Below are 25,167 nucleotides of genomic sequence, written 5' to 3' on the forward strand. Positions count from 1 at the left end.
CTCGAACCTAACGACAGGCCCTCCGACCACGCGAACGGGTTGTCGGTCAGGTGCGATGCAGGTAGGTGAGCCTGCGCACCCGCGAGATCGACCAGAAGAGAAGGACGTACGCGAGCCAGCTGACGATCGACAGCCACGTGTAGCTGCCGGCCTTCGTCAGCACCGCGACGACAGAGCCCACCACGATGACGCTGAGGGCGGGCAGCGCGTACCAGCCGACGACCGTCTGGGGTCGCAGCACGAACGTCGGGGAGCCACGGAAGGCGGCGAACACGTTCCCGGCGACGACCAGGACCAGCACGATGACCAACGACAGCGTCGCGCTCGCGGGCACCGGGCCGAACACGGCCGTGACGCCGACCCAGGCGCCGAGCACGAGCGTGGTCAGCGCGGTGGGTGCGACGAGGTGCGCCACGGCCTCGGCCACCTCGTTGGTGCCGAGCAGCGACGGCGTGCCGACGTTGTCGGCCTGCAGGCGCAGCCCCTCCGACCAGGCCCCGAAACCGAGGTAGAGCGGGAGCAGCCCGATCGTCGCGGCGACGCTCGGGGCCGCCGGCTGCGCGAAGGCCCACGTGACGACCGCCCCGCCGAGCGCGGTGAGGCCGAGCCCCGACAGGAACGCGCCGGGCGTGCGCCGCAGGCCGAGCACGTCGCGGCGGACGAGCACGCCGAAGGGTCGACCGGGCCGCAGCCGGGCGGAGCGTCCGTGGTGCACCGGTCGGGTCAGCGCCAGCCGGGCCGTGCGCAGGTTGCCGGTGAGCGCGGAGCCCGCGAGCGTCGAGGTGTTGGCCGAGTGGGCCCGCAGCGACTCGGCGTGCAGCTCGCGCAGGGCGTCCGGAACGCGCCAGAGCAGCGTCAGCCCGCGGTCCGGCCCCGGCCACGACCGCACCTGGGACCACAGCCACAGGCGGGTCGCGAGCACTCCGAGCGCGGCGCCGGCCGCGGTCGTGACGACGATGCTCACCACTCCGCCCAGGTTGGCGAAGGCGAGGCCGGCGCCGACCGTCAGACCACCGAGGGTGCCGAGGAAGAGCCCGCCGACAGCCGCATAGCCCCACCAGCGGCGCAGTGCCAGAGCGCGGTCGAGAGGGGCGGACAGCACGAGGTCGATCCACGGCATGGGTGGCACGACCGGACCGCGGAACCGACCGGCGAACACGACCGCACCGAGGAGAGCGCACACCGATGCGACGAGCAGGGCGATCGCCATCGGTGAGCTCAGCTGACGACCCAGCGACCCGGCGTCGGACGTGCGGAAGACCGTCTGGACGATCGGCAGGCCGTAGACGAGGGCGCCGAGGAAGGCGACGTAGCCGGCATACAGGCCCTGCTGCCTGGCCTTGCGCGCGGCCTCACCGCCGATCACCCAGTCGGCCTGACCGAGCAGGTCGTGGTCGTCGTAGTCGACCGAGGGCCCGGCGGGCTCAGTCGTCGTCATCAGCGTGCGGGGACGACGTCGACGACCCGGCCGGCGAGGCTCGCCGTGAGGTCGGGGTCGTGGCAGGCCATCACGACGGTCGTGCCGTCGGACGTGCGCTCGCGGATGAGGTCGGCCACGACCTGGCGCTTCGTCGTGTCGAGCCGCTGCTCGGGCTCGTCGAGCAGCACGACGCTCGAGGGCCGCGAGAAGGTCAGGGCGAGGCGGAAGAGCTGCTCCTGACCCGACGACAGCTCGTGCGGGAAGCGGTCGTCGAGGTGGGCGATGCCGAGCCTGTCGAGCAGGGCGAGGCTGCGCTCGTCGGACGAGGCGGGCTCGCCGCCCCAGGTCGAGTCGATGAGGACGAGGTGGTCGACGAGGGTGAGGTCACGGTAGGTCGTCGGGGCCCCCAGCAGCGCCGCCACGGCTGCGCGCACGGCACGGTCGCGCTCGTCCGCCTCACGGCCACCGATCGTCGCGGAGCCGGTCGTGGGGACGAGGAGCCCCCCGATGATGCGCAGCAGGGTCGTCTTGCCAGACCCGTTGGGGCCGCGCAGCACGACACACTCGCCGGGGTCGGCGCTCACGTCGGTGGGCAGCAGCAGGGTGGTCTCGTCGATCGTCTTGCCGACGCCCTGCGCCCGGACCTCGCCGCTCAGCACCGCGACCGCAGCCATCTCGCCTCCTCGCCCGGGCCCCGTGCCCGGCTGACGACACCGTATGCCGTGTGGCTGGGTCGCCGGTGTCAGCCCTGTTTGCCGACCGGCGGCCCGACGACCAGGGCCACTCCGGTGAGGGCGAGGACAGCGACCACGCCGACACCCACGGCCACGACCGGGCGTGCGAGCAGTGCCGTGACGACCCGCTCCGCGCGGCTGGTCGGAGTCTCGCCGCCGCGACCGAGGCGCCAGCCGTCGTCGAGGCGACCGCGGCGCTCGAGCCGGCGCTCCCACCAGACGGTGAGGAACGGCGGCACCGCACTGAGCAGACCGAGCAGGCCCTCGCGGGCGGTCCAGCGCTGGTTGACCCAGAGCAGCAGCGTGGTGAGGCAGTAGGCGATGAACACGAAGCCGTGGGCCAGGCCGAAGACCCTGACGCCGAGCTCGGTGGACTTCGTGACGTACTTGAGGACCATCCCGAGGAGCAGCAGCGCCCAGGTGACCACCTCCGCGACGGCGATCCGCCGGTACAGGGTGCGAGGGGTCATGCGGGCGTCTCCTACGTCGTGTCGTATTCGAGCGCCCAGTGTGCCAAAGGCGCAGGACTCCTCTGCCCACCGCCCCGCTTTCCCGGTGAGCGTGTAGGGCGGCGGAAGGGGCGTTCAGGCGTCGCGGCGGGCCAGGGTGAGGGCGAAGTCGCCACCGTCGTCGGTCCACGTGCGCTCGACCGTGAAGCCGGCCGCGCCGAGCTCGGCGCGCAGGCTCTCCCGACGGAACTTCGTCGAGATCTCGACCCGGATCTCCTCGCCGTGGGCGAGGTCGAACACGAGGTCGGCGCCGGGGATGGTGACCCGCTGTGGCATGTCGGCCCGCAGGCGGAGGTCCATGCGCTCCTGGCGTGGGTCCCAGAAGGGCACGTAGGAGAACGCGTCGATGTCGAAGTCGGAACCGAGCTCGCGGTTGAGCACCCGCAGGCAGTTGGTCACGAACCTGGCCGTGACGCCTCGGCTGTCGTCGTAGGCCGCGATCAGCCGGTCGGCGCTCTTGACGAGGTCGGTGCCGAGCAGGAACCAGTCGCCGGGCTCCAGGCTGTCGTGCAGGGCCCCGAGGAAGGCCGCGCGCTCCTCGACGTAGAAGTTGCCGATGGTGCCGCCGAGGAAGGCGACGAGGCGCCGGTCGCCCCGGGGCAGGTGCCCGAGGTGCAGCGTGAAGTCGCCGACGAGCGCCTCGACCCGCAGGGACGGGTAGCGCTCGCAGAGCATCGCCGCGGCGTCGCGGAGCGTCTGCTCGGAGACGTCGACCGGGACGAACCTCTCGAGTCGCCCGGTCGAGGTGAACGCGTCGAGGAGGGTGCGCGTCTTGTCGCTGGTGCCGCTGCCGAGCTCGACGAACGTGGTCGCGTCGCACGCCGCCACGATGTCGTCGGCGTGCTCGCGCAGGATCGCCCGCTCGCACTCGGTCGGGTAGTACTCGGGCAGCCGGGTGATCTCGTCGAAGAGGTCGGAGCCGACGTCGTCGTAGAGCCACTTGGGCGCGAGGGTGCGCGGCTGCGACCCCAGCCCGCGGCGTACGTCGGACACCAGCGAGCCCGAGGCACAGTCGGGGTCGAGTGCCACCGTGACGACCGGCTCGCGCCGCGTCACGAGCGCACCCCGCCGTCGGCGAGGCGCACCCCGGACAGGGCCCAGCGCGACCCCGGCGGGAAGAAGTTGCGGTAGCTCGCCCGCGCATGGCCGGGCGGCGTCAGCGCGCAGCCGCCGCGCAGCACCATCTGGCCCGACATGAACTTGCCGTTGTACTCGCCGATGGCTCCGGCCGGCGGGTGGTAGCCGGGATAGGCGAGGTAGGCCGAGCTCGTCCACTCCCAGCAGTCGCCGTAGACCTGCCGCAGGTGACCGGTGGGCGGCCCGGCGGGCCGCGGGTGGAAGGTCTGCAGGTCGGCGAGGTTGGCGCCGGTCGGGGGCGCCTCGGCCTGCCCGTCGGCGACGACGGCGTGCTCCCACTCGCCCTCGCTGGGCAGCCGCTTGCCGGCCCACGTGGCGTACGCGTCGGCCTCGTAGTGGCTGACGTGGCTCACCGGCAGGCCCGGGTCGACCGGACGGGTGCCGCTCAGGGTGTGCTCGAACCACACGCCGTCGACCTGCCGCCAGTAGAACGGTGCGCGCCAGCCCTCGGCGCCGACCCGGGCCCAGCCGTCGGAGAGCCAGAGCTCGTGGCGCTCGTAGCCGCGGTCGGCCATGAACCGGAGCCACTCGCCGTTCGTGACGAGCCGGTCGGCGAGGCGGTAGGGCTCGAGCCACTGCTGGTGCAGCGGCAGCTCGTTGTCGAAGGAGAACCCACCGCCCCGGTGGCCGACCTCGACGAGGCCGCCCGCCACGTCGACCCAGCCCATCGGGTCGGGCTCGGACGGCGTGAGGGGGGTGCCGGCATACGCCGGTTGGAGCGGGTTCACCGACAGCACGTGCTTGATGTCCATCAGGAGCAGCTCCTGGTGCTGCTGCTCGTGGTGGAACCCGAGCTCGATGGTGGAGGAGAGCTTCTCGAGGGCACCGCCGTCGAGCGTCGCGACGAGGTCGCGCATGCGGGCGTCGACGTTGTGGCGGTAGAGGCCGACGTCATGGGCGCCCGGCCGCGTGATGTGGCCACGCTCGGCGCGCGCGTAGCGGGGGCCGACGCCCTCGTAGTAGCTGTTGAAGAGGAACCAGTACTTGTCCTGGTAGGGCGTGAACGACGGCTCGTTCTCGGCGAGCACGAACGTCTCGAAGAACCACGTGACGTGCGCCCGATGCCACTTCGTCGGCGAGACGTCGGGCATCGACTGGACGGTCTGGTCCTCGGGAGAGAGCGGGGCGGCGAGGGACTCGGTGTGGGCGCGGACCTCGTCGTAGCGGGCCACCAGGGTGTCGGCGTCCCAGCTGCTGGGGGATGTCCTGGGCGGCATCGGATCGGGCATCGTGTCCTCCTCCTTCGGTCGCTGACAGCGCTGGTTGCACCCGGACCGGAGTGCCTTAGACCCTAGGCCGGGTCACCGACAGTCGGCCAGCGGTCGCGGGCGATCTGGGTGATCGGTCAACCTTCCGTCAGTACCCGTTCACCGGACAGACCGGCGTCGGTCCGGGCGGTTAGGGTTTCCGGCATGGCCACCGCCCTGTACCGCCGCTACCGGCCCGAGAGCTTCGCCGACGTCATCGGGCAGGAGCACGTGACCGAGCCGCTCATGCAGGCGCTGCGCACGGGCCGTGTCAACCACGCCTACCTCTTCAGCGGCCCGCGCGGCTGCGGCAAGACGACGAGCGCCCGCATCCTCGCGCGCTGCCTCAACTGCGAGCAGGGCCCGACGCCCGAGCCGTGCGGCACCTGCCAGTCGTGCACGGCGCTCGCCCGCGGTGGACCGGGCTCGGTCGACGTCATCGAGATCGACGCCGCGAGCCACGGTGGCGTCGACGACGCGCGTGACCTGCGCGAACGCGCCTCCTACGGCCCGGCGCAGAGCCGCTTCAAGATCTACATCATCGACGAGGCGCACATGGTGACGCCGCAGGGCTTCAACGCCCTCCTCAAGATCGTCGAGGAGCCGCCCGAGCACGTGAAGTTCGTCTTCGCGACGACCGAGCCCGAGAAGGTCATCGGCACGATCCGCTCGCGCACGCACCACTACCCGTTCCGGCTGGTCCCGCCCGCCAAGCTCTCCGCCTACATGGAGCGGCTGCTCGAGTCCGAGCACGTGGCGGTCCAGCCGGGCGTGCTCAGCTTCGTCACGCGCGCCGGCGGGGGCTCGGTGCGTGACTCGCTGTCCGTCCTCGACCAGCTCATCGCCGGGTCGGGTCCCGAGGGGCTGACCTACGACGGCGCCGTGTCACTGCTCGGCTTCACCGACGGCGAGCTGCTCGACAGCACCGTCGACGCCCTGGCGGCGGGTGACGGCGCAGCCACCTTCCGGCAGATCGACAAGGTCATCGAGTCGGGCCACGACCCGCGCCGCTTCATCGAGGACCTCCTGGAGCGGCTGCGCGACCTCATCATCGTCGCGGCCATCCCCGACGGCGTCTCGCAGGTGCTGCGCGGCGTGCCCGAGGACCAGCTCGAGCGCATGCGCGTCCAGCAGTCCGCCTTCGGGCCCGGCGCCCTGTCGCGGGCCGCCGACATCGTCAACAGCGGCCTCACCGAGATGACCGGCGCCACGGCGCCGCGGCTGCAGCTCGAGCTGATCTGCGCGCGCATCCTCCTGCCGGGCTCGTCGGGGGAGCAGGGGTACGCCGCCCGCCTCGACCGGCTCGAGCGTCGCCTCGACGTCGGCGGCGTCCCCAGCGCCTCCGGCGGCTTCGGTATGCCGTCCGGCTCGGCGGCCGCGCCGCAGACCGTCCCGGCGTCGTCCCCGTCAGCACCTCCGTCAGCACCTCCGTCAGCACCCCCGGCTGGGGTGAGCGCACCCGCGCGCACGGTCTCCGACTACACGCCGCCGTCGAGCGGCGCCTCGGGTGGCCCGTCCCACTCGGCCGGCGGGATGGGCGGCGGCGGGCGTTCGAACGTCGAGGCCGTGGTCGGGCGCGGTGACGCCTCGGGCGGACCGCCCGGGCCGTCCGGGGCTCCCGCGCCCGGCGACGCCGGGCGTCCGGACGCGGCACGCGCCGAGGCCGGAACCCCGCCGGTGGTGGCGCCACAGGAGTCGGTCGGCGGTCCGTCCGCCGCCGAGTCCGGCGGCTCCGGCTCGCAGCACCTGACCGGTGCGAGCGACGGCGGTCATGGTCGTCCTCCGGCAGGTGGCGCGGCAGCCGCCCAGGCACCGGCTCCTGCCTCCGGCGACACGGACTCGGCCACGGCCCCCGCAGCCGGCTCGGGCAGCGGCATGGACACCGATGCGATCCGCCGCGCCTGGCCCAACGTGCTCGGTCGCATCTTCACGATGCGGCGCCTCACCTGGACGTTCGTCTCGCAGAACGCCCAGGTCACCTCCTTCGACGGCCGCACCCTGACGCTCGGCATCGCGACCGCGGGCCTCACCCAGACCTTCCGGGCCGGCAACCACTCCGACATCGTGCGCCAGGCACTCATCGACGAGCTGGGGGTCGACGCCATCGTCGACGGCGTGCACGTCGAGGCAGCCCAGCAGGCGCCCGTCGCCCCGCCTGCCGGGGCCGTCCCCGCCGGGCCGCCCGACCCCGGTCCCCCGGCGCCCGCCGGCGGGCAGGGTCCCTCCGCGGTCGGAGGCGGGCAGGGTCCCTCCGCAGGCGCCGGCGAGCCCGCACCCTCAGGTCCGGCCGACGGCGGCGCCTCGCGCGGGTCGTGGGGTGATGCCGGCGCGGGTCATGAGCCTGCCCGCGCGGCGGGCGACCGGCCGACCAGACCGTCAGGCGGTGACGTCGAGCGTGGCGCCTCCGCCCTCGCCGATGCGGGGCTGAGCCCCGTCTCGGGCCGCTCGCACGAGGAGAACGCCGGATGGGGGGCCGCCACGGGTCCCGCCCCCGACTGGGCAACCGGCCCCACGGCGGGGTCCGACTCCGACTCGAACGAGCCCGGCGCCGTCTCGTCGCCCGGGGGCGGCGCAGCTCCGGCGGGCGCGGCGCCCGCGACGGCAGCCCGAGCCGCCACCGGCCCGACGACGCAGACCACCCCGGCAGCGACGGAGGCCGGGGCGGCACCGGCCGACGGTGTCCCCACCGCCTCGGCCTTGCGAGGGGCGAGTGCCGTGCGCCAGTCCTTCGCGCAGGCCCGGTCGCGTTCGGCGTCGTCGCGTGCCGCCGACGACGACCAGCCCCGCCAGCCCGTCACCGACGACTCGGCCGTCAGCGACGACGACGAGGACATCGAGCATTCCAACGACATGGGCCGGTCGGTCATCGAGAAGGTGCTCGGCGGCCGCGTGGTCCAGGAGCTCGACGAGTAGGCCTCGGCGCTCACTGGGCCGGTGACCAGTGGTCGCCCGGCGGCCTTGGGAACGGTGAGGATTCGGGACTCGCGCCGACCTGAGCGGCGGTACGTTCACACAGTGACCTTCGAGGTGGCTGCAGGCGCCTACAACCGCTTCATGGGGCGGTACTCCGAGCCGCTCGCAGAGCAGTTCGCCGACTGGGCGGGAGTCGCCGCGCCCGGCCGCGCGCTCGACGTCGGCTGCGGTCCCGGAGCGTTGACGAGGGTCCTCGTCGACCGGCTGGGCGTCGACGGGGTCTCGGCCCTCGACCCGTCGCAGCACTTCCTCGCGGCCCTGCGCCAGTCGTTCCCCACGCTCGATGTACAGACCGGCACGGCCGAGCAGCTGCCCTATCCCGACGACCTGTTCGACCACACCCTTGCCCAGCTCGTCGTCCACTTCCTCACCGACGCGGTCGGCGGCCTGCACGAGATGGCTCGTGTCACCCGCCCTGGCGGGACCGTAGCGGCCTGCGTCTGGGACCTCGGTGGCGGCAACGGGCCGCTCACCACGTTCTGGCAGGCGGCCCGCGACCTCGACCCGGACGTCGTCGACGAGTCACGGCTGCCGGGTGTCAACGAAGGCGAGCTGGCCCGTCTGTGTGACGAGGCGGGCCTCAACCGGATCGAGGGGACGACCCTCACCGTCAGCGTCGAGCACTCGAGCTTCGACGACTGGTGGGAGCCCTACACCCTCGGAGTGGGGCCGGCCGGGGCCCACGTGCAGGCACTCGACGACGCGGGACGGGTCGCCCTTCGCGAACGCTGCCGCGAGCTGTTGCCCGACGCGCCCTTCGCCGTGACCGCGAGTGCGTGGACGGTCCGCGCGCAGGCGTGACGACTCCGAGCGCGAGGTGCCGGCCCGCATACGACCGGTGTGCGCCAACGAGACGTCCGGCGTACCAAGGGGTGAACGCCGCGCGTCCGTTCGGACGCCCCACCCGAGCGACGGGACCTCGGCCCTAGGCTGTGGCCCATGTTCTACAGCCTCGGGCGGAATCTCCTGTATCCGCTGTCCCATGCGCTGTACCGCCCGACGATCGAGGGCAAGGAGAACATCCCCCGCCAGGGTGGCGTCATCGTCGCGAGCAACCACCTGTCGTTCATCGACTCGTTCGCGATCCCGCTCGCGTCGCCGAGGCAGGTGCGCTTCCTCGCCAAGGAGGAGTACTGGACCGGCCCCGGCGTCGGCGGACTGCTGCGCAAGGGCTTCTTCAGCGCCGTCGGCATGGTGCCCGTCAACCGGCACTCGGCGACCGCCGCGCAGGAGAGCCTCGACACCGCACTCGAGGTGCTGAGGGCCGGCGACGCGTTCGGCATCTACCCGGAGGGCACGCGGTCGCGCGACGGCCGGCTCTACCGCGGCCGCACGGGTGTCGCCTGGCTCGCGCTCACGGCCCAGGTGCCCGTCGTGCCCGTCGGCCTGATCGGCACGGAGAACATCCAGCCGGTCGGCGCGCGCTTCCCGAAGCTAGCGAAGGTGACGGTGCGGTTCGGTGAGCCGATCGGTGTCGAGGAGTACGCCGGTATGCCGGCGGGCAGGGCGCGTCGCCTCCTGACCGATCGCGTCATGGAGGCGATCGCCGGACTGAGCGGCCAGGAGCGCGTCGACGCCTACAACGAGGTCCCCGCGGGAGAGCCGTCCGCCTGACCCGCAGGTGTCTGCACCACCCGCCCGGCGACGCCTTGCAGATGCGACTCAGTCGCATCTAGCGTGGGTTCGTGACCGCCCCCACCGCGACGACGACCGCTGCCAGCCCCGCGGGGCGGACGCGACTCGCCCGGCTCACCCGGGACGAGCGGCGCAGCGTAGCCGGCATGGCCGCCTTCGTCGCGCTTCTGCACGTCGTCGGGTGGGGCCTGCTCGTGCTCGTCGTGGCTCCCGCGGAGTACCGCGTCGCCGGCCAGCTCTTCGGCGTGGGACTCGGCGTGACGGCATACACCCTCGGGATGCGCCACGCGTTCGACGCCGACCACATCGCCGCCATCGACAACACGACCCGCAAGCTCATGGGCGAGGGCCAGAAGCCGATGAGCGTCGGGTTCTGGTTCAGCCTCGGGCACAGCTCGGTCGTCTTCGTCATGGTGATGCTGCTCGCCCTCGGCATCCGGGCGCTCGCGGGCGCGATCGAGGACGACGGGTCGATGCTGCAGCAGGTGACCGGTGTCTGGGGCACGACGGTCTCGGGCGTCTTCCTCGTGCTGATCGGGCTCGTCAACCTCGCGGCCCTCGTCGGCATCCTCAAGGTCTTCCGCCGCATGCGCACCGGCCACTTCGACGAGGCCGAGCTCGAGCGCCAGCTCGACAGACGGGGCCTGCTCAACCGCATCCTCGGTCGGGTGACCAGGACGGTGCGCAAGCCGTGGCACATGTACCCCGTCGGGCTGCTCTTCGGCCTCGGCTTCGACACCGTCACCGAGGTGGGCCTGCTCGTCATCGCCGGAGGCGCCGCCGCAGCCGACCTGCCCTGGTATGCCGTGCTCGTGCTGCCCGTGCTCTTCGCGGCGGGGATGTCGCTCCTCGACAGCCTCGACGGCTCGTTCATGAACGTCGCCTACGGCTGGGCGTTCAGCCGGCCGGTGCGCAAGATCTACTACAACATCACCGTCACGTCGCTGTCGGTCGCGGTCGCCCTCGTCGTCGGCGTGATCGAGCTCATCGGGCTGCTCGGCAACAGGCTCGGGGTCACGAGCGGGCCGATCGCCTGGATCGGGTCGATCGACCTCGCCGACGTCGGTTTCTGGATCGTGGGCCTCTTCGTCGTCACCTGGACGGTCGCGGTCGCCGTCTGGCGGTTCGGTCGGGTCGAGCAGCGCTGGGAGAGCGCCCTCGCCGACGCTCCCCGCTGACCTCGCGGCCGCAGCTGCACCGTGGCGCACCCTCAAGCCGGCATCGCGCCCGAAGTCGGCGGCAACCGCGCCGTGGCGCACGGTGGCGTCGGTCCGGCGAGCACCTTCATTGCGACGGTGATCGCCCCGAACCCACCGGTCGTCATCCGAACGTCGTCACCGCTCCAGGCGAGCGACACGACGCGCTCGAGCCACCGTTGGGCGTAGCCCGAGTGCCTGCGGAACCCGAACATCATCCGGAACGGTACGGCGCCCTGGATCCGCTCACTGCGGCGCGAGGTGGTGCGCCCACCACCTGGCTCATCCGTGGCTGGCCCTTCGCAGCTCGAGGGTTCGACGGTCCGGCGGAGGCCGACGTTCACCACGCCAGACCGGTGAGGCGGTCCGCAGCAGGCGTTTTCCAGGCTTAGGGTTGCGGTGTGTACGAAGGCGCGGTGCAGGACCTGATCGACGAGCTCGGACGACTCCCCGGGATCGGCCCCAAGAGCGCGCAGCGCATCGCCTTCCACCTGCTCCAGACCGACTCCGACGACGTGACGCGTCTCGTCACGGCGCTCACCGAGGTCAAGGCCAGGGTCCGGTTCTGCGAGCAGTGCGGCAACGTCGCCGAGGCCGACCGGTGCCGCATCTGCGCCGACCCCCGCCGCGACCAGACGTCGATCTGCGTCGTCGAGGAGCCCAAGGACGTCGTCGCGATCGAGCGCACCCGCGAGTTCCGCGGCACCTACCACGTGCTGGGCGGCGCGATCAGCCCGATCGACGGCATCGGCCCCGACGACCTTCGCGTGCGCGAGCTGATGACCCGTCTGGCCTCCGGCGAGGTGCAGGAGGTCATCATCGCGACCGACCCCAACCTCGAGGGCGAGGCGACGGCCACCTACCTCTCCCGGCTGCTGCGCGACGTCGGCCTGACCGTGACGCGCCTGGCCTCGGGCCTGCCGGTGGGCGGCGACCTCGAGTACGCCGACGAGGTCACCCTCGGGCGCGCCTTCGAGGGCCGCCGCCGCGTCGACGCCTGACCTTTCCCGAAACCTGCTCGGCCGCGGTGGCGGACTGCCACCATCGGTGGATGGACGTCGCGGACCCGCCGCCCGCCGAGCAGTCCGGTTCGGACCCGGCCGCCTCACCGGACCCGGCCGCGCCCGCGACCGGTCCCGCCGCCCGGAGGGCGCCTTCCGTGAAGGACCCCGGCCCGGCGAGCGCGCCGTCGCAGTCTGCGGGGCCCGAGCCGGGTCGCTCCGGCATCTGGCGCAGTGAGGGCGCGAAGATCGCCGTCATCGGTGCCGTTGCCACGGCCCTGGCGACCGCCCTGTTCACGAGCAACCACCTGGACGCCTGGTTCGGCTGGGGCCCCGGCCCGGCAGGCGCCACCGTGGCTGCCAGTGCGACCGGGCAGCCGCCCAGCGCCTCCCCGTCCCGGACCGCCAAGCCGGTGTCCGACCGGAGCCACGCGGTCACCGTCATGGTGCCGAGCGACTGGGGGGCGGGCAACGCGCGCTACAACATGCCGATCGCCGGGGTCATCGACGCGGGCTCCGCGGTCCGCAGCGGCAAGGGCGCCGGCATGACGACGTCGAGCTCCTTCGACGAGCCGTCGGTGTTCCTGGGCGCCTCGGTGGAGGCCGCGCGACGACTCGACCTCGCCGCCCACGGCCGCGCCGACTACACGACGTACGTCAAGTCGCTTCTCGCCGCAGACGACTACACCGTCGACGGCTGCTCGTACGGCGGACAGCAGGCGCTCGACAAGGCCGGCTACGTGGCGCTCGTCGACACCTGGTCGGACTGCCACGGGTTCTCGAACACCGAGTTCCGCAACATGTACGCCATCACCGAGGACGGTTCCGTGTTCGTCGTCGGCCAGGCCGTCACCATCGGTGCGGACAAGGCCTCCGGGGCAGCGATCCTGGCTTCCTTCGCCATCCGACCCGATGCGGTGCGCGAGGGCGAGGCGACGCCGTCGAAGGAGATGCGGTATCCGTTGCCCCCGTGGGTCACCCCGACGTCGGGCGACGTGGTTCTTCCCTGAGGCGCCGGGCCCCCAAGCCCTCCCTCATGCCCTCCCTCATGCCTTCCCTCAGGCCCTCCCTCAAGCCTCCGCGGGGCGCCGAGGACGTATGCCGTCCGGCACGGTCGAGAGGGCCGTCCCCCAGGGACCCGGGCCACACGGCATACGGCATGCTGGGACCCATGACTGACGAGCAGGCGACTGACGCGCAGGCGACCGACGACCACGCGACCGAGGTGGACGACCTCGCGGGACTTGCCGACCTGACAGCGGCCGAGGCGAGCGCCTTCCTCACGTCGGTGACCGAGGTGGCGTCCGGCAGCGCCCCCGACACGGCACTGCCCCTGCTCACGCTCGCGCTCTCGCAGGTGCTCGTCGCCGGTGCGCGGCTCGGTGCGATCCAGGACGTCGTGCCCGTGCAGCGCTTCGAGCCCGACGCCACCGACGACGACGCCGACCCGCTGCGGACCGGTCTCGCCAACGTCTTCGCCGGCATCGACGACTACGTCTACGTCATCGACCCGATCACCTCGTCCGACCGGGCCGACGGCTCGATCACCAACGACCTCGTCGACGTCGCGGTCGCCCTCACGCACGGCCTCAAGCACTACGCCGCCGGCGACAAGACCGAGGCGCTCTGGTGGTGGCAGTTCAGCTACCTCTCCGAGTGGGGAGACCGCGCGCTCATGGCGCTGAGGTCGCTGCTGTCGATCCTCAGCCACCTGCGGCTCGACGCCGACGAGGAGATCGTCGGCGAGGCCGAGTTCGACGCGCTGCACCCGTAGACCGCGCAAAACATGCGGCGTTCCGGACGAATCGACGCACATCTCACCATCGCGACGCAGCGGTGGGCCCCGCGCGCGCGAGCCTAGACTCGGTGGCACCGCAGTCCGACCGGTCCACCCGGCCGTCCCGACCATCGAGCAGATCCGGAGCCAGTGTGAGCATCGTCGTCCAGAAGTACGGCGGTTCGTCTGTGTCCGACGCCGAGGCCATCAAGCGCGTCGCCCGGCGCATCGTCGAGACGCAGCGCGCCGGCCACTCGGTGTGCGTCGTCGTCTCCGCGATGGGCGACACGACCGACGAGCTGATGGACCTCGCCGAGCAGGTCACGCCGGCGCCGCCCGCCCGTGAGCTCGACATGCTGCTCACGTCCGGCGAGCGCATCTCGATGGCCCTCGTCGCCATGGCCATCGCCCAGCTCGGCGCGGAGGCCCGCTCGTTCACCGGCAGCCAGGCCGGCGTCATCACCGACGACGCCCACGGCGCGGCCCGCATCATCGACGTGACCCCTGGCCGCATCCAGAGGGCTCTCGACGCCGGCCACATCGCCATCGTCGCCGGGTTCCAGGGCGTCAGCCAGACGACCAAGGACATCACGACCCTGGGGCGCGGCGGCTCCGACACGACCGCCGTCGCGCTCGCTGCAGCCCTCGAGGCCGACGTCTGCGAGATCTACACCGACGTCGACGGCGTCTTCACCGCCGACCCGCGCGTGCTGCCGAGCGCCCGCAAGCTGGACGTGCTGTCGATGGAGGAGATGCTCGACCTCGCCGCCAACGGCAGCAAGATCCTGCACCTGCGCTGCGTCGAGTACGCCCGCCGCTACGGCATCCCGATCCACGTGCGCTCGTCGTGGTCGCAGAAGGCCGGCACCTGGATCAAGGACAACCCCTACGAAGGAGAAGGCGCTGTGGAAGCTCCGATCATCGCCGGCATCGCCCACGACCGCAGCGAGGCCAAGATCACGATCGTCGGGGTGCCCGACCGGGTCGGCATCGCCGCGAAGATCTTCGGCGCCATCGCCGAGTCCGGCATCAACATCGACATGATCGTGCAGAACGTGTCGGCCGCCGAGACCGCGAAGACCGACATCTCCTTCACGCTGCCGCAGGCCGACGGCGCCCGCGGCATGCAGGTGCTCCAGTCGATCAAGCACGAGGTCGAGTACCAGGACCTCCGCCTCGACGACAAGATCGGCAAGATCGCCCTCGTCGGCGCCGGCATGAAGAGCCACCCGGGCGTCTCGGCGAAGTTCTTCGGCGCCCTCGCCGAGGCCGGCATCAACATCGAGATGATCTCGACCTCCGAGATCCGCGTCTCGGCGGTCACGCGCGCCGAGCAGCTCGACGAGGCCGTCCGCGCCGTCCACACGGCGTTCGGTCTCGACTCCGCGGACGAGGCCATCGTCTACGGGGGCACCGGTCGCTGAACGCGCCGAATCCTCACGGCGGCGCTAGTTTCGCGAGGTATGAGAGCTCGCACCCGATCAGTCCTCGTCACCGCGGCCACCGCCACGCTCGTCGCGTCCATGACCACGTATGCCGTCTCGTCGCCGCGCGGCGGCACCGGGCGTTCCAGCGGGGCGCAGGCGACGGCATACGGCTGGACGCTCACACCCACCGGCACGACCGAGCGGTTCCGGGGGCTCGCGCCCGTCTCGCGTGACGTCGCCTGGGTCAGCGGCACCAACGGCACCGTGCTGCGCACGCGCGACGGCGGTGCCACGTGGACCGACGTCAGCCCGCAGGGGCCCGGCGCCGATGCGCTCCAGTTCCGTGACATCGAGGCGTTCGACGCCAGGCACGCGGTGATCCTGTCGATCGGCAACGGGGAGGACTCGCGCATCCTCGTCACCGACGACGGAGGTGCGAGCTGGACCGAGACGTTCCGCAACGCCGACCCGCTCGCGTTCTACGACTGCATGGCGTTCAGCTCACCGCGCCGCGGCCTGGCGATGAGCGACCCCGTCGACGGGAGGTTCCGGCTCGTCGAGACCTCCGACGGAGGGAGGTCCTGGGCGCCGGTCGACCCCGCCGGGATGCCTGCCGCGAAGGACGGCGAGTTCGGCTTCGCGGCCTCCGGCACGTGCCTGACCACCGGCGTCGGCGGTCGGACGTACCTCGGGAGCGGCGGCGTCGACCCCGCCCGGCTCTTCAGCTCGACCGACCACGGACGCACGTGGACCGTGGCGGACAGCCCTGTCGCGGGCGGGCCGGCGGCCGGCATCTTCTCCGTCACCTTCCGCGACGCCCGGCGTGGCGTCGTCGTGGGCGGGGACTTCACGACCCCGACGGGCGCGGTCGACAACGCGGCGTGGACCGACGACGGCGGCGCCACGTGGACGAAGGCGACGGTCAACCCGTCCGGCTATCGGTCCGGCTCGGCCTGGGTTCCGGGCACGCCGCGGACCGTGCTCGCGGTCGGGCCGTCGGGCTCGGACGTCTCGGGTGACGGCGGACGCACCTGGACGACGTTCGACACCGGCAGCTTCGACTCCGTCGAGTGCACGAGCGACGGTGGCTGCTGGGCCTCCGGCGAGCACGGCCGGGTCGGCGTGCTCACCCGCTGAGACCGTCCGGCCCGGTCTGTGGTGGTCTGTCGGAGACGGATGGGTCGGCCGAAAGGCTGCCCACCCACGAGGGGGTTCAGGCTCGTTGAGCGCGGGTATGGTCGAAAGAGCACCATCACAGACCGCTACTCGGGGCGATAGGTAACAACGACGTGACCCCTCACGAATCCCACCTGCAGAGCGACGGATCGGTCTTCCCGCCGGTCACTCCCGACCCGCCGCAACCACCTGGCCTCCCGGAGATCGACGTGCCCGACATCGTGCCCGTCTCCACTCCGGACGGTCCTGACCGCTCGGCGAACTCGCGCGAGACCACCGACGCGACCTCCGAGGTCGCCGGCGCGAAGCCGGAGGAGCGCGCAGCCGGGTGATTGCGCCGCGGCCGACACCGGGTATCTCCTGCGTGTGCGACTGCGACGGAGCGACATCGACAAGCCGGGCATCCGGCGCGTGCGGCGGGGCAAGGGTTTCGGCTACGTCGACCCGGACGGGCGCCCCGTCGACCCAGTGACGCGCGAGCGCGCCCAGGCGCTCGTCGTGCCGCCCGCCTGGAAGGACGTCTGGATCAGCCCGTATCCCAACGGGCACATCCAGGCGGTGGGCACCGACGACGCCGGGCGGCGGCAGTACCTCTACCACGAGAAGTGGCACGAGGCCCGCGACCGCGAGAAGCACGACCGCGTGCTCACGCTGGCCCGCAAGCTCCCGGCGGCGCGCAAGCAGGTGGCCGCCGACCTCCGCACGAGCGGCCTGACACGGAGGCGGGTCACGGCGGCAGGGCTGCGGATGCTCGACGCGGGCCTGTTTCGCAGCGGTGGCGAGGAGTACGAGGCCGAGCACGGTTCGCACGGCGTCGCCACCCTGCTGCGCTCGCACGTGACGGTGAGCGGCGACGACGTGACGTTCGAGTTCCCGGCGAAGTCCGGGGTCACGCGCGAGGCGGTCATGAACGACCAGCTCCTGGCGCGGATCGTCCTGTCGCTCAAGCGAAGTGGCTATCCCGGTGAGCGCCTGCTGGCCCACCGGAACGCGACCGGTTGGCACGAGCTCAGCTCGAGCGACCTCAACGTGGCTTTCAAGGAGCTCGTCGGCGACGAGTACACCGTCAAGGACCTCCGCACGTGGGCGGCGACGGTCACCGCTGCCGTCGCGCTGGCTCGCAACGGCCCGGCAGAGTCCGAGCGCGACCTGAAACGCGCCGAGAAGGACGCTATGAAGGTGGTGTCCGAGCACCTCGGCAACACCCCTGCGGTGGCCAGGCGTTCGTACGTCGACCCGCGCGTGCTCGACGAGTTCGCGGTGGGCCGGACCGTCGCACCGAGCCTCTCGCGGCTGTCCAAGGCCGACCGGACGCGCCTCGAGCTCGGCGAGCTCGTCCGGGTCCGGGACCGCGACGCCCTCGAGCGGGCCGTCATGCGGCTCGTCAAGGGCGCCACCTGAGCGGCCCACGATCCTGCGCGGCCCACGATCCTGCTTCAGACGGACCGCCACCAGAGGGCGTATGCCGTCCGGCTGCGCGTCGACCACGCGCTCGTGGCGGTCGGTGGGCGCGGCAAACGGCCTGGCCGTCACGCCACGCCACGCCGTCACGCCGTCGAGGGCTCGGTCTCGGGGTCGGTGACCGCGGCGCCCTGCTCGACGTCCTCGGCCCGGGTGTGCGGCATGAGCAGGCCGGCCGCGATGCTGACCGCCGCCACGACGAGCACCGCGAGGAACACCGCGCTGGACCCGGCCTGGATGGCGCCCGCCGAGGTGCCGCCCCCTTGCCTCGCGATGACGGCGTTGGCGATGGCGCCGAAGATGGCCACGCCGACCGCACTGCCGACCGACCGCATGAACATGTTGGTGCCCGTGACGACGGCCCGTTCGTGCCAGGCGACCGAGGCCTGGGCGGCGATGAGGGTCGGGGTGGCCACGAGGCCGAGCCCGAGACCCACGACGAAGCAGGCGGCGGCCGCGGTCCAGGGGCTCGGCACCGACGAGGCGACCCAGAGTCCGAGCGAGCCGACGGCCGCGAGCGCGAGGCCGATGAGGGCGGTGGGGCTGAAGCCGATGCGCAGGTAGAGGCGGCCGGACTGCGAGGCCGAGATGGGCCATCCGACCGTGAGCGCGGCGACGGCGAGCCCGGCCACGATCGGGGTGGCCCCGGTCGTGCGCTCGAGGAAGGTGGGCACGTAGGACGTGAGACCGACGAGCACGGCACCGATGCCCACCGAGACGAGGCAGGTCGCGACGATGAGCCGCCGTGAGAAGACCTCGAACGGCAGCACCGGCTCGGCAGCCCGGCGCTCGATCGCGACGAACACCGCGACCAGCACCGCACCGGCCGCGAAGGAGCCGATGCTCTGCCACGAGTCCCAGGCCCAGGCCTGACCGCCCTCGAGGACGGCGAGGATGAGCAGGGTCAGCGACACCGTGAGAACCGCGGACCCGGCGTAGTCGATGCGGTGGGTGCGACGTTCGAGCGACTCGGAGTAGCCGCGCCACAGCATCGCCGCGGCGAGGAGACAGAGCGGGATGTTGACGAAGAAGATCCAGCGCCACGAGACGAACTGGGAGAAGACGCCACCGAGCGTCGGCCCGACGACCGACGAGGTCGCCCAGACGCTGGCGAGGTAGCCCTGGGCCTTGGCGCGCTCGGCCACGGTGTAGATGTCGCCGGCGATGGTGATCGTCACCGGCAGCACCGCCCCGGCGCCGAGACCCTGCACGGCGCGCATGACGATGAGCGAGGTCATGTCCCACGCGAGGCCGCACATGATCGACCCGACGAGGAAGAGCCCGACGCCGACGAGGATGACCGGCTTGCGACCCACCGTGTCGGCGAGCTTCGAGTAGACCGGCACCGAGACGGCCTGCGCGAGCAGGTAGACCGAGAAGAGCCACGGGAACTGGCCCAGCCCGCCGAGGTCGTCGACGATGGACGGTACGGCGGTGGCGAGGATCGTCGAGTCGAGCGCGATGAGCGAGGTCGAGAGCATGAGCGCGATGAGCACGGGGCCGCGGTCCGAGCGGAACCCCACGGTTGACGAGGTCGACATGGTCCTCCTGGTGGCTGCAGGGCGACATCGAGTAGCAGCGCCGTCAGCGCGCGGATCATTCCCGACGAGGGGCGCGAGGCCCCGGCCCGCGCCGGTGCACTGGAGCGGACAGCCTCTTCGTGGGTAAGGAGCGGTCATGGTGCGCACCGTGGGGGTCGAGGAGGAGATGCTCCTCGTCGACGTCCGGAACGGGAGGCCCCGGTCGGTGTCGGGGCGGATGCTCGTGCGGGCGCCCCACCAGCCGCCCGAGGTCGCGGGCGTCGGCGTGCACGGGGCTCTGGAGGGCGAGTTCCAGCAGCAGCAGATCGAGACGCACACCGCCCCGGCCGCCGACCTCGAGACGTTGCGGGAGGAGCTGCTGAGGTGGCGGGGGGCGGCAGTCGCGGCCGCCCGCGAGACGGGCTCGAGCGTCGCAGCCCTCGGCACCTCGCCGCTGCCCGTGCACCCGATCGCGGCCAAGTCGAGCCGGTACTCGTGGATGGAGGACCGCTACCAGCTCACGGCCCGCGAGCACCTGACGTGCGGGTGCCACGTGCACGTGTCGGTCGAGAGCGACGAGGAGGGCGTCGGGGTGCTCGACCGGATCCGCGTGTGGCTTCCGACGTTGCTGGCTCTCAGCGCGAACTCCCCGTTCTGGAACGGGGTGGACTCGGGCTTCGCGAGCTACCGGTCCCAGGCGCTCGCGAAGTGGCCGTCCTGGGGGCCGGCCGACCGCTTCGGATCCGCCCAGGCATACCACCACCTCGTGCGGCAGATGGTGCTCTCGTCCGTGATCCTCGACGAGGGCATGGTCTACTTCGACGCCCGCCTCGCCACGCACTACCCGACGGTCGAGATCCGTTCGGCCGACGTGTGCTTCACGGCCGAGGAGGCCGTCGTCATCGCGGCACTGTGCCGCGGTCTCGTCGACACCTCCGCGGGGGAGTGGCGCGCCGGGCGCGAGGCCCCCGACGTGCCGACCCAGCTGATCCGTCTCGCCACCTGGCAGGCCGGGCGTGAAGGCCTCGAGGGGCACCTGGTCGACTGGCGCACCGGGCTGCCGAAGCCGGCGTGGTCCGTGGTCACCGCTCTCGTCGAGCACGTCGGGCCGGCCCTCGAGTCGGTCGGCGACCTCGCCGTCGTCGAGGACGGTCTGCTCCGGGTCCGTGGTGAGGGAAACGGCGCGATGCGGCAGCGGGCGATGCTGCAGAAGACGGGCCAGCTCGTCGACGTCGTGGCCGAGGCGGTGCGGGCGACCACGCCCCTCGGCGAGCAGTGACGCGTCGACCCGGGTGGTCCGGTGGGCTCAGTCGGGGGGGCGAGACCTGAGGTAGGGCGCGATCTCCGGCGCGAGGTCGACGTACGCGTTCCACCCAGGGTCGCGCCGGGCCGCCCGCACCATGGGCAGAAGAAGAGGACCCCCTGCCTGGTGGCAGAGGGTCCTCGACCTGCCATCTGGTTGGTCGGGGTGACAGGATTTGAACCTGCGACCTCTTCGTCCCGAACGAAGCGCGCTACCAAGCTGCGCCACACCCCGGTGCTGCACCTGCCCCTGGTCGAACGGCTCGTCCGAGGACTCGTCCGTGGATCGGAGGCAGCAAGGAGAGACTTTAGCGCAGCCCCCCGCCCAACTCCGAATCGGCCCCCGCGACCGGATCGGTGACCTTTCGAGCGGCCTGCAGGGCGTCAGCCACGGGAGCGCGGGACGAGCGTCAGGAGGGTCGCCTCGGGACGGCAGGCGAGGCGTACGGGAGCGGTGGGAGCGGTGCCGAGACCGGCTGAGACCTCGAGCCAGGCGGCGTCGGCGGGGGCCTCGGACGACGGGGTCGAGCCCGCTCCCGGCCACCAGCGCGACACGCCCTTGACCCGCGAGGCGTCGAGGTCGCAGTTCGTCACCAGGGCGCCGTAGCCGGGCACGCAGACCTGACCGCCGTGGGTGTGCCCGGCAACGATGAGGTCGGCGCCGTCGGCGGCATACGCGTCGAGCACCCGCTGGTAGGGGGCGTGCGTCACTCCGAGCGTGAGGTCCGCCTCGGGGGAGGCCGCGGCGCGCACGAGGTCGAGGCGGTCGTAGCCCAGGTGCGGGTCGTCCACGCCGGCGACGTCGATGCGCAGGCCGCGCACGCTCAGCGCGTCGCGCCGGTTCGTGAGGTCGACCCAACCGCCCGAGCGCAGCCCTCGCACGAGGTCGGCCGTGGGGAGACGATCGGTGGTGCCGACGCCCTTGGCGTGGTCCTGGGTGAGGTAGCCGAGCGGGTTCTTGAGCTTGGGAGCGAAGTAGTCGTTGGACCCGAGCACGAAGACTCCGGGCAGCGGCAGCAGGAGCTCGTACGCGTCGAGCAGCGCCGGCACGGCGTCGTGGGCGGCGATGTTGTCGCCCGTCGTGATGACGAGGTCGGGGTCGAGCGACGCGAGGCTGTGCACCCAGCGGCGCTTGGCCCGCTGCCGGGGCAGCAGGTGCAGGTCCGACAGGTGCAGCACGCGCAGCGGCTCGGCGCCGTCGGGCAGCACGGGCACCTCGAAGCGGCGCAGCACGAAGGCGTTCCGCTCGACGATCGAGGCCCAGCCGAGCACCCCGGCACCGGCGACCCCGAGGCCGAGGACTGTCTTGGTCACGGCACGCATGGGCCCCATCCTCGCACTGGTGCGCCGAGCCGCTCGTGAGCGCGTCGGGCCCCGTGTCGCCGACCTGACAGACTGGGCCCATGAGCACCCTGAAGGAGCAGCTGAAGGCCGATCTGACGTCCGCGATGCGAGAGCGTGACCAGGTGCGGGCCGGCTCGATCCGCATGGCCCTGACCGCCGTCACCAACGAGGAGGTCGCCGGCAAGGAACACCGCGAGCTCAGCGACGACGACGTGCTCAAGGTGCTCACCAAGGAGGCCAAGAAGCGCCGCGAGGCCGCCGAGGCGTACACCGGGGCCGGTCGCGCCGAGCTCGCCGCCAAGGAGGAGGCCGAGCTGGCCGTCCTCGAGACCTACCTGCCGAAGCAGCTCGGCGACGACGAGCTCGAGGCGATCGTGCGCGAGGCCGTCGCGGCCTCGGGTGCCACCGGTATGCCGCAGATGGGCCTCGCGATGAAGGCGGCCAATGCCGCCGTGGCCGGGCAGGCCGAGGGCGGCCGGGTCGCGGCCGTCGTGCGGCGCGTGCTCGCCGGCTGACCGGCTGACCGGCTGCTGGACGACGGAAGGCCCGACGCACTGCGTCGGGCCTTCCGTCGTCTCCGCGCTGCGATGTCGCGGGGTGGCTGCGTTCAGCCGCGTCCGCCTCCGCCGCCGCCCCCACGACCACCGCCGCGGCCGTTGCCGCCTCCGCCACCACCCGGGGCGGGTGGCTGGATGACCGGGGGTGGCGGCTGGTTGTTGCCGCCACCGTTGCCGCCGCCACCGCCGCCACCGCCACCGCCACGTGACGTGAAGAGCGTGATGAAGCTGCCGGCCGCGGCGCGCCCGTAGGGGGAGGTACCGGCGACGAGGCCGCGCGGGACGGACGAGCTCATCGTGCCGCCGACGCCGGCCGAGAAGCCCGCTCCCTGCAGACGTGCGATGGCGTCGGACACGGACAGGCCGGTGACGCCCGGCACGTCGACCTGGTCGCCCTGGACGAGCTTGGCCGAGGGCTCGCCGAACTTGATCTCGGGCTGGCCCTCGAGGGCGCCGTTCATGATGCCCTTCCAGATCGGGGCCGCGATCTTGGCGCCGTGCATGACGTCGACGTAGCGGTCACCGATGCGCAGGTTGGTCATGACGCGCTTGTTGCCGTCGTCGGGCGTGCCGACCCAGACGGCCGTCGCCAGCTGTGGGACGTAGCCGACGAACCACGACTCGTTGTTGCGGTTGGCCGTGCCGGTCTTGCCGGCGGACTGGCGCCCGTCGAGCTGGTTGCGGATGCCCGACCCGTGGGTCATGTTGTACTCGAGGAACTTGTCGGTGGCGCGCACGACGTCGGGCTCGACGACCTGCGTGCACTTCGTGGGCGGCAGGGCGATGTTCTTGCCGCCCCTGGTGATCTTCGTGACTGCCACGACCGGGCACTTCTTGCCGTCGGCCGCCAGCACGCCGTAGGCCTGCGCTACACCCTGAGGCGAGACCTCGGACGCGCCGAGGATGTACTGCGGGGCGTACCTGCCGACGGGCTGGCCGTCGGCCTGGTGCAGGCCGAGGCGCAGCATCGTGTCGCGCACCTTGCAGCCGCCGAGCTGTTCGGCGAGCGCGATGAACGCGGTGTTGGTGGACTTGGCCGTCGCCTCCATGAGCGAGATGCGGCCGCCCTTGAACGGGCTGTCGTTGAACACCTTCCAGGGGCTGCCCGGACCGCAGTTGGCGATGCCGCCCGGCCACTCCTTCGGGGTGTAGGTGGCCTGCGAGCTGCCGCCGGCGGCCTTGGCGTTGACACTCGACCCGGTGTTCAGGCCGGACTCCATGGCCGTCACCAGCGCGAACGCCTTGGCCGTCGAACCGAACTGGAAGCCACCGGAGCCGCCGTACTTCTTGTCGAGGGCCCAGTTGATGCCGGTCTTGCCGAGACTCTGCCTGCCGACGGTGTACGTGGTGTTCTGGGCGAAGGCCTTGACCTCGCCGGTGCGCGGGTCGGTGACGTATGCCGCCGCACCGACAGCGGACTTGTCGCCGATGGGGACGTTCTTGGTGACCTCGCGCTGCGCGATGCGCTGGATGCGCGGGTCGAGCGTCGTCGTGATGGTGACGCCGCCGCGGTAGAGGGTGCGCTTGCGCTCCTCGAGCGTCTTGCCGAGCTGGGGCATGGCGAGCACGTAGTTGATGATGAAGTCGCACCAGTAGGGGTACTCCGACGCCAGGCACGTGCTCTTCGGGTTGGTGACCTTCATGTCCTGCTTGAGCGTGCGCTTCTTCGCGGCCGTCCACTGCTTCGTGGTGATGCGGCCGAGCGCGTGCATGCGGTCGAGCACGACGTTGCGGCGGGCGATGGCCTTCTTCGGGAAGTTCACCGGGTCGGTGGTGCCCGGGTTCTGCGTCAGGCCGGCGAGCAGGGCCGCCTGCGAGAGGCTCAGCTTGCTGGCCGAGACGCTGAAGTAGTGCTGGGCCGCCGCCTCGACGCCGTAGGCCCGGTCGCCGTAGTAGACGAGGTTGAGGTAGCCCTCGAGGATCTGGTCCTTCGTCAGCTTCTTCTCCAGCGTGATGGCGTACTTCAGCTCCTTGAGCTTGCGCATGTAGTCCTTCTTGACGGCGGCCTGGGCTGCCGCCTCATTGCCTGCGCTGAGGGCGGAGTACTGGAGCGAGATCTTCACGTACTGCTGGGTGAGTGACGAGGCGCCGACCGACGAGCCGCTGCGCAGGTTGGAGATGACCGCGCGCATGGTGCCCTGGATGTCGATGCCGCCGTGCTCGTAGAAGCGGTGGTCCTCGATCGCGATCTGGGCCTCACGCATGATCGGGGCGATCGACTTGAGCGGCACGATCGTGCGGTTCTGCTCCTGCGGCGTCGCGATGACCGTGCCGTCGGCCGCGAGGATCCGCGAGGTCTGCGCGAGCGGGTCGGTCGTGAACTCGCTGGGCAGCTCGTTGAAGACGTCGACGCCGCTGCGGGCGAGGGCGCCGGTGGCGCCGACAGCGGGCATCACCAGGCCGGCGGCAAGCAGTCCGAGCACCAGTGCGGACGCGAGGAACGCGCCGAGCAGGCTGATGACGCCGCCGATCGAGGTAGTGCGTGAGGACATGCCGCCAAGGGTAACTGCTCACCCTATGGCCACCGGCTCTACGCACGCCCGGCGGCACGCAGATGTCTCAAACGGACGATTCGCGACTCTGGATGACCATGAGGACGCGGCGACGGTGACTAGTCACCCGGTCTTCGAAATGGTCCATAGAGGCTATGTCCGACCGGGCTCACCGCTCGTAATGTCTCGTTTGGGCCTTAGGGGGGTCCGCTTGACCGGGACCGGTGGGACGGTCCGGGTCTGCTCGGTGTCATGGGAG

At 71.9% G+C, this 25,167-nt stretch carries 22 protein-coding genes and 1 tRNA gene; 13 read left to right on the forward strand and 10 right to left on the reverse strand.

Annotated features, from left to right (window positions below; translation table 11 throughout):
* Nucleotides 1-46: 46 nt before the first annotated feature.
* The 5 genes from ACFQ2V_RS19675 to egtB form a co-directional block, all read right to left on the reverse strand.
* Nucleotides 47-1,438, reverse strand: coding sequence for a hypothetical protein (locus ACFQ2V_RS19675; RefSeq protein WP_386054637.1), 1,392 nt, complete (start codon nt 1,436-1,438; stop codon nt 47-49).
* Nucleotides 1,438-2,094, reverse strand: coding sequence for an ABC transporter ATP-binding protein (locus tag ACFQ2V_RS19680; protein WP_386054638.1), 657 nt, complete (start codon nt 2,092-2,094; stop codon nt 1,438-1,440). Before ACFQ2V_RS19680 ends, ACFQ2V_RS19675 begins: the two co-directional genes overlap by 1 nt.
* Nucleotides 2,095-2,162: 68 nt before the next feature.
* Nucleotides 2,163-2,624, reverse strand: coding sequence for a DUF3817 domain-containing protein (locus tag ACFQ2V_RS19685; RefSeq protein ID WP_386054639.1), 462 nt, complete (start codon nt 2,622-2,624; stop codon nt 2,163-2,165).
* A gap of 114 nt (nt 2,625-2,738) precedes the next feature.
* On the reverse strand, nt 2,739-3,719 hold the full coding sequence (gene egtD / locus ACFQ2V_RS19690; RefSeq protein WP_386054640.1) for an L-histidine N(alpha)-methyltransferase: 981 nt from the start codon (nt 3,717-3,719) through the stop codon (nt 2,739-2,741).
* A complete protein-coding gene (gene egtB / locus ACFQ2V_RS19695; RefSeq protein ID WP_386054641.1) occupies nt 3,716-5,029 on the reverse strand; it encodes an ergothioneine biosynthesis protein EgtB in 1,314 nt (437 codons plus the stop codon). The genes egtD and egtB overlap by 4 nt, the downstream gene beginning before the upstream one ends.
* Before the next feature lie 183 nt (nt 5,030-5,212).
* On the opposite strand from egtB, the gene ACFQ2V_RS19700 reads away from it, so the two are divergent.
* The 4 genes from ACFQ2V_RS19700 (at nt 5,213) to ACFQ2V_RS19715 (ending at nt 10,833) form a co-directional block, all read left to right on the forward strand.
* Nucleotides 5,213-7,960, forward strand: coding sequence for a DNA polymerase III subunit gamma and tau (locus ACFQ2V_RS19700; protein ID WP_386054642.1), 2,748 nt, complete (start codon nt 5,213-5,215; stop codon nt 7,958-7,960).
* Between the two features lie 102 nt (nt 7,961-8,062).
* Entirely contained in the window at nt 8,063-8,821 is a 759-nt protein-coding gene (locus tag ACFQ2V_RS19705; RefSeq protein ID WP_386054643.1) for a class I SAM-dependent methyltransferase, read from the forward strand.
* A 138-nt stretch (nt 8,822-8,959) separates the two neighbouring features.
* Nucleotides 8,960-9,634, forward strand: a complete 675-nt coding sequence (locus tag ACFQ2V_RS19710; RefSeq protein WP_386054644.1) for a lysophospholipid acyltransferase family protein — start codon at nt 8,960-8,962, stop codon at nt 9,632-9,634.
* 71 nt (nt 9,635-9,705) lie between these two features.
* Nucleotides 9,706-10,833 carry a HoxN/HupN/NixA family nickel/cobalt transporter gene (locus tag ACFQ2V_RS19715; RefSeq protein WP_386054645.1) on the forward strand — a complete coding sequence of 376 codons (1,128 nt, stop codon included), beginning with the start codon at nt 9,706-9,708 and terminating at the stop codon, nt 10,831-10,833.
* A 32-nt stretch (nt 10,834-10,865) separates the two neighbouring features.
* Here ACFQ2V_RS19715 and ACFQ2V_RS19720 read toward each other — a convergent pair whose 3' ends face one another.
* The gene (locus ACFQ2V_RS19720) at nt 10,866-11,069 is read right to left on the reverse strand and encodes a hypothetical protein (RefSeq protein WP_386054646.1); all 204 of its coding nucleotides are present in this window, start codon (nt 11,067-11,069) and stop codon (nt 10,866-10,868) included.
* A gap of 183 nt (nt 11,070-11,252) precedes the next feature.
* Here ACFQ2V_RS19720 and recR point away from each other — a divergent pair, with 183 nt between their 5' ends.
* The 7 genes from recR to ACFQ2V_RS19755 all read left to right on the forward strand — a co-directional run bounded on the left by recR (nt 11,253) and on the right by ACFQ2V_RS19755 (nt 17,633).
* Entirely contained in the window at nt 11,253-11,852 is a 600-nt protein-coding gene (gene recR, locus ACFQ2V_RS19725) for a recombination mediator RecR (protein WP_386054647.1), read from the forward strand.
* A gap of 50 nt (nt 11,853-11,902) precedes the next feature.
* A complete protein-coding gene (locus ACFQ2V_RS19730; RefSeq protein ID WP_386054648.1) occupies nt 11,903-12,862 on the forward strand; it encodes a hypothetical protein in 960 nt (319 codons plus the stop codon).
* 161 nt (nt 12,863-13,023) lie between these two features.
* Nucleotides 13,024-13,626: a DUF5063 domain-containing protein gene (locus tag ACFQ2V_RS19735; RefSeq protein ID WP_386054649.1), complete on the forward strand. Its 603-nt coding sequence runs from the start codon at nt 13,024-13,026 to the stop codon at nt 13,624-13,626.
* Between the two features lie 155 nt (nt 13,627-13,781).
* Entirely contained in the window at nt 13,782-15,053 is a 1,272-nt protein-coding gene (locus ACFQ2V_RS19740; protein ID WP_386054650.1) for an aspartate kinase, read from the forward strand.
* Nucleotides 15,054-15,092: 39 nt separating this feature from the next.
* Nucleotides 15,093-16,193: a WD40/YVTN/BNR-like repeat-containing protein gene (locus ACFQ2V_RS19745; protein ID WP_386054651.1), complete on the forward strand. Its 1,101-nt coding sequence runs from the start codon at nt 15,093-15,095 to the stop codon at nt 16,191-16,193.
* Between the two features lie 152 nt (nt 16,194-16,345).
* Nucleotides 16,346-16,564 (forward strand): hypothetical protein, encoded by a 219-nt coding sequence (locus ACFQ2V_RS19750; RefSeq protein WP_386054652.1) that lies wholly within the window; start codon nt 16,346-16,348, stop codon nt 16,562-16,564.
* Between the two features lie 34 nt (nt 16,565-16,598).
* On the forward strand, nt 16,599-17,633 hold the full coding sequence (locus ACFQ2V_RS19755) for a DNA topoisomerase IB (RefSeq protein WP_386054653.1): 1,035 nt from the start codon (nt 16,599-16,601) through the stop codon (nt 17,631-17,633).
* Nucleotides 17,634-17,779: 146 nt separating this feature from the next.
* Here the strand turns inward: ACFQ2V_RS19755 and ACFQ2V_RS19760 are convergent, their stop codons facing one another.
* Nucleotides 17,780-19,234, reverse strand: a complete 1,455-nt coding sequence (locus ACFQ2V_RS19760; RefSeq protein WP_386054654.1) for an MFS transporter — start codon at nt 19,232-19,234, stop codon at nt 17,780-17,782.
* Nucleotides 19,235-19,370: 136 nt separating this feature from the next.
* Here ACFQ2V_RS19760 and ACFQ2V_RS19765 point away from each other — a divergent pair, with 136 nt between their 5' ends.
* Nucleotides 19,371-20,492, forward strand: a complete 1,122-nt coding sequence (locus ACFQ2V_RS19765) for a carboxylate-amine ligase (protein ID WP_386054655.1) — start codon at nt 19,371-19,373, stop codon at nt 20,490-20,492.
* 181 nt (nt 20,493-20,673) lie between these two features.
* Here the strand turns inward: ACFQ2V_RS19765 and ACFQ2V_RS19770 are convergent.
* Nucleotides 20,674-20,750: transfer RNA gene (locus tag ACFQ2V_RS19770), tRNA-Pro, on the reverse strand.
* Between the two features lie 149 nt (nt 20,751-20,899).
* On the reverse strand, nt 20,900-21,838 hold the full coding sequence (locus ACFQ2V_RS19775; protein WP_386054656.1) for a metallophosphoesterase: 939 nt from the start codon (nt 21,836-21,838) through the stop codon (nt 20,900-20,902).
* Between the two features lie 80 nt (nt 21,839-21,918).
* Here ACFQ2V_RS19775 and ACFQ2V_RS19780 point away from each other — a divergent pair, with 80 nt between their 5' ends.
* Nucleotides 21,919-22,374 carry a GatB/YqeY domain-containing protein gene (locus tag ACFQ2V_RS19780; protein ID WP_386054657.1) on the forward strand — a complete coding sequence of 152 codons (456 nt, stop codon included), beginning with the start codon at nt 21,919-21,921 and terminating at the stop codon, nt 22,372-22,374.
* Nucleotides 22,375-22,466: 92 nt separating this feature from the next.
* Here ACFQ2V_RS19780 and ACFQ2V_RS19785 read toward each other — a convergent pair whose 3' ends face one another.
* Entirely contained in the window at nt 22,467-24,908 is a 2,442-nt protein-coding gene (locus ACFQ2V_RS19785; protein ID WP_386054658.1) for a penicillin-binding protein, read from the reverse strand.
* Between the last annotated feature and the right edge of the window lie 259 nt (nt 24,909-25,167).

The organism is Terrabacter terrigena (genome assembly GCF_042676085.1).
Classification (GTDB): domain Bacteria; phylum Actinomycetota; class Actinomycetes; order Actinomycetales; family Dermatophilaceae; genus Terrabacter; species Terrabacter terrigena.

Coding starts and splice junctions, on each gene's coding strand:
- ACFQ2V_RS19760 (WP_386054654.1), bottom strand. CDS start 19,234: ATGTCGACCTCGTCAACCGTGGGGTTCCGCTCGGACCGCGGCCCCGTG.
- ACFQ2V_RS19720 (WP_386054646.1), bottom strand. CDS start 11,069: ATGATGTTCGGGTTCCGCAGGCACTCGGGCTACGCCCAACGGTGGCTC.
- egtB (WP_386054641.1), bottom strand. CDS start 5,029: ATGCCCGATCCGATGCCGCCCAGGACATCCCCCAGCAGCTGGGACGCC.
- ACFQ2V_RS19680 (WP_386054638.1), bottom strand. CDS start 2,094: ATGGCTGCGGTCGCGGTGCTGAGCGGCGAGGTCCGGGCGCAGGGCGTC.
- ACFQ2V_RS19735 (WP_386054649.1), top strand. CDS start 13,024: ATGACTGACGAGCAGGCGACTGACGCGCAGGCGACCGACGACCACGCG.
- ACFQ2V_RS19785 (WP_386054658.1), bottom strand. CDS start 24,908: ATGTCCTCACGCACTACCTCGATCGGCGGCGTCATCAGCCTGCTCGGC.
- ACFQ2V_RS19745 (WP_386054651.1), top strand. CDS start 15,093: ATGAGAGCTCGCACCCGATCAGTCCTCGTCACCGCGGCCACCGCCACG.
- ACFQ2V_RS19730 (WP_386054648.1), top strand. CDS start 11,903: ATGGACGTCGCGGACCCGCCGCCCGCCGAGCAGTCCGGTTCGGACCCG.
- ACFQ2V_RS19685 (WP_386054639.1), bottom strand. CDS start 2,624: ATGACCCCTCGCACCCTGTACCGGCGGATCGCCGTCGCGGAGGTGGTC.
- ACFQ2V_RS19710 (WP_386054644.1), top strand. CDS start 8,960: ATGTTCTACAGCCTCGGGCGGAATCTCCTGTATCCGCTGTCCCATGCG.
- ACFQ2V_RS19775 (WP_386054656.1), bottom strand. CDS start 21,838: ATGCGTGCCGTGACCAAGACAGTCCTCGGCCTCGGGGTCGCCGGTGCC.
- ACFQ2V_RS19780 (WP_386054657.1), top strand. CDS start 21,919: ATGAGCACCCTGAAGGAGCAGCTGAAGGCCGATCTGACGTCCGCGATG.
- ACFQ2V_RS19765 (WP_386054655.1), top strand. CDS start 19,371: ATGGTGCGCACCGTGGGGGTCGAGGAGGAGATGCTCCTCGTCGACGTC.
- ACFQ2V_RS19700 (WP_386054642.1), top strand. CDS start 5,213: ATGGCCACCGCCCTGTACCGCCGCTACCGGCCCGAGAGCTTCGCCGAC.
- ACFQ2V_RS19675 (WP_386054637.1), bottom strand. CDS start 1,438: ATGACGACGACTGAGCCCGCCGGGCCCTCGGTCGACTACGACGACCAC.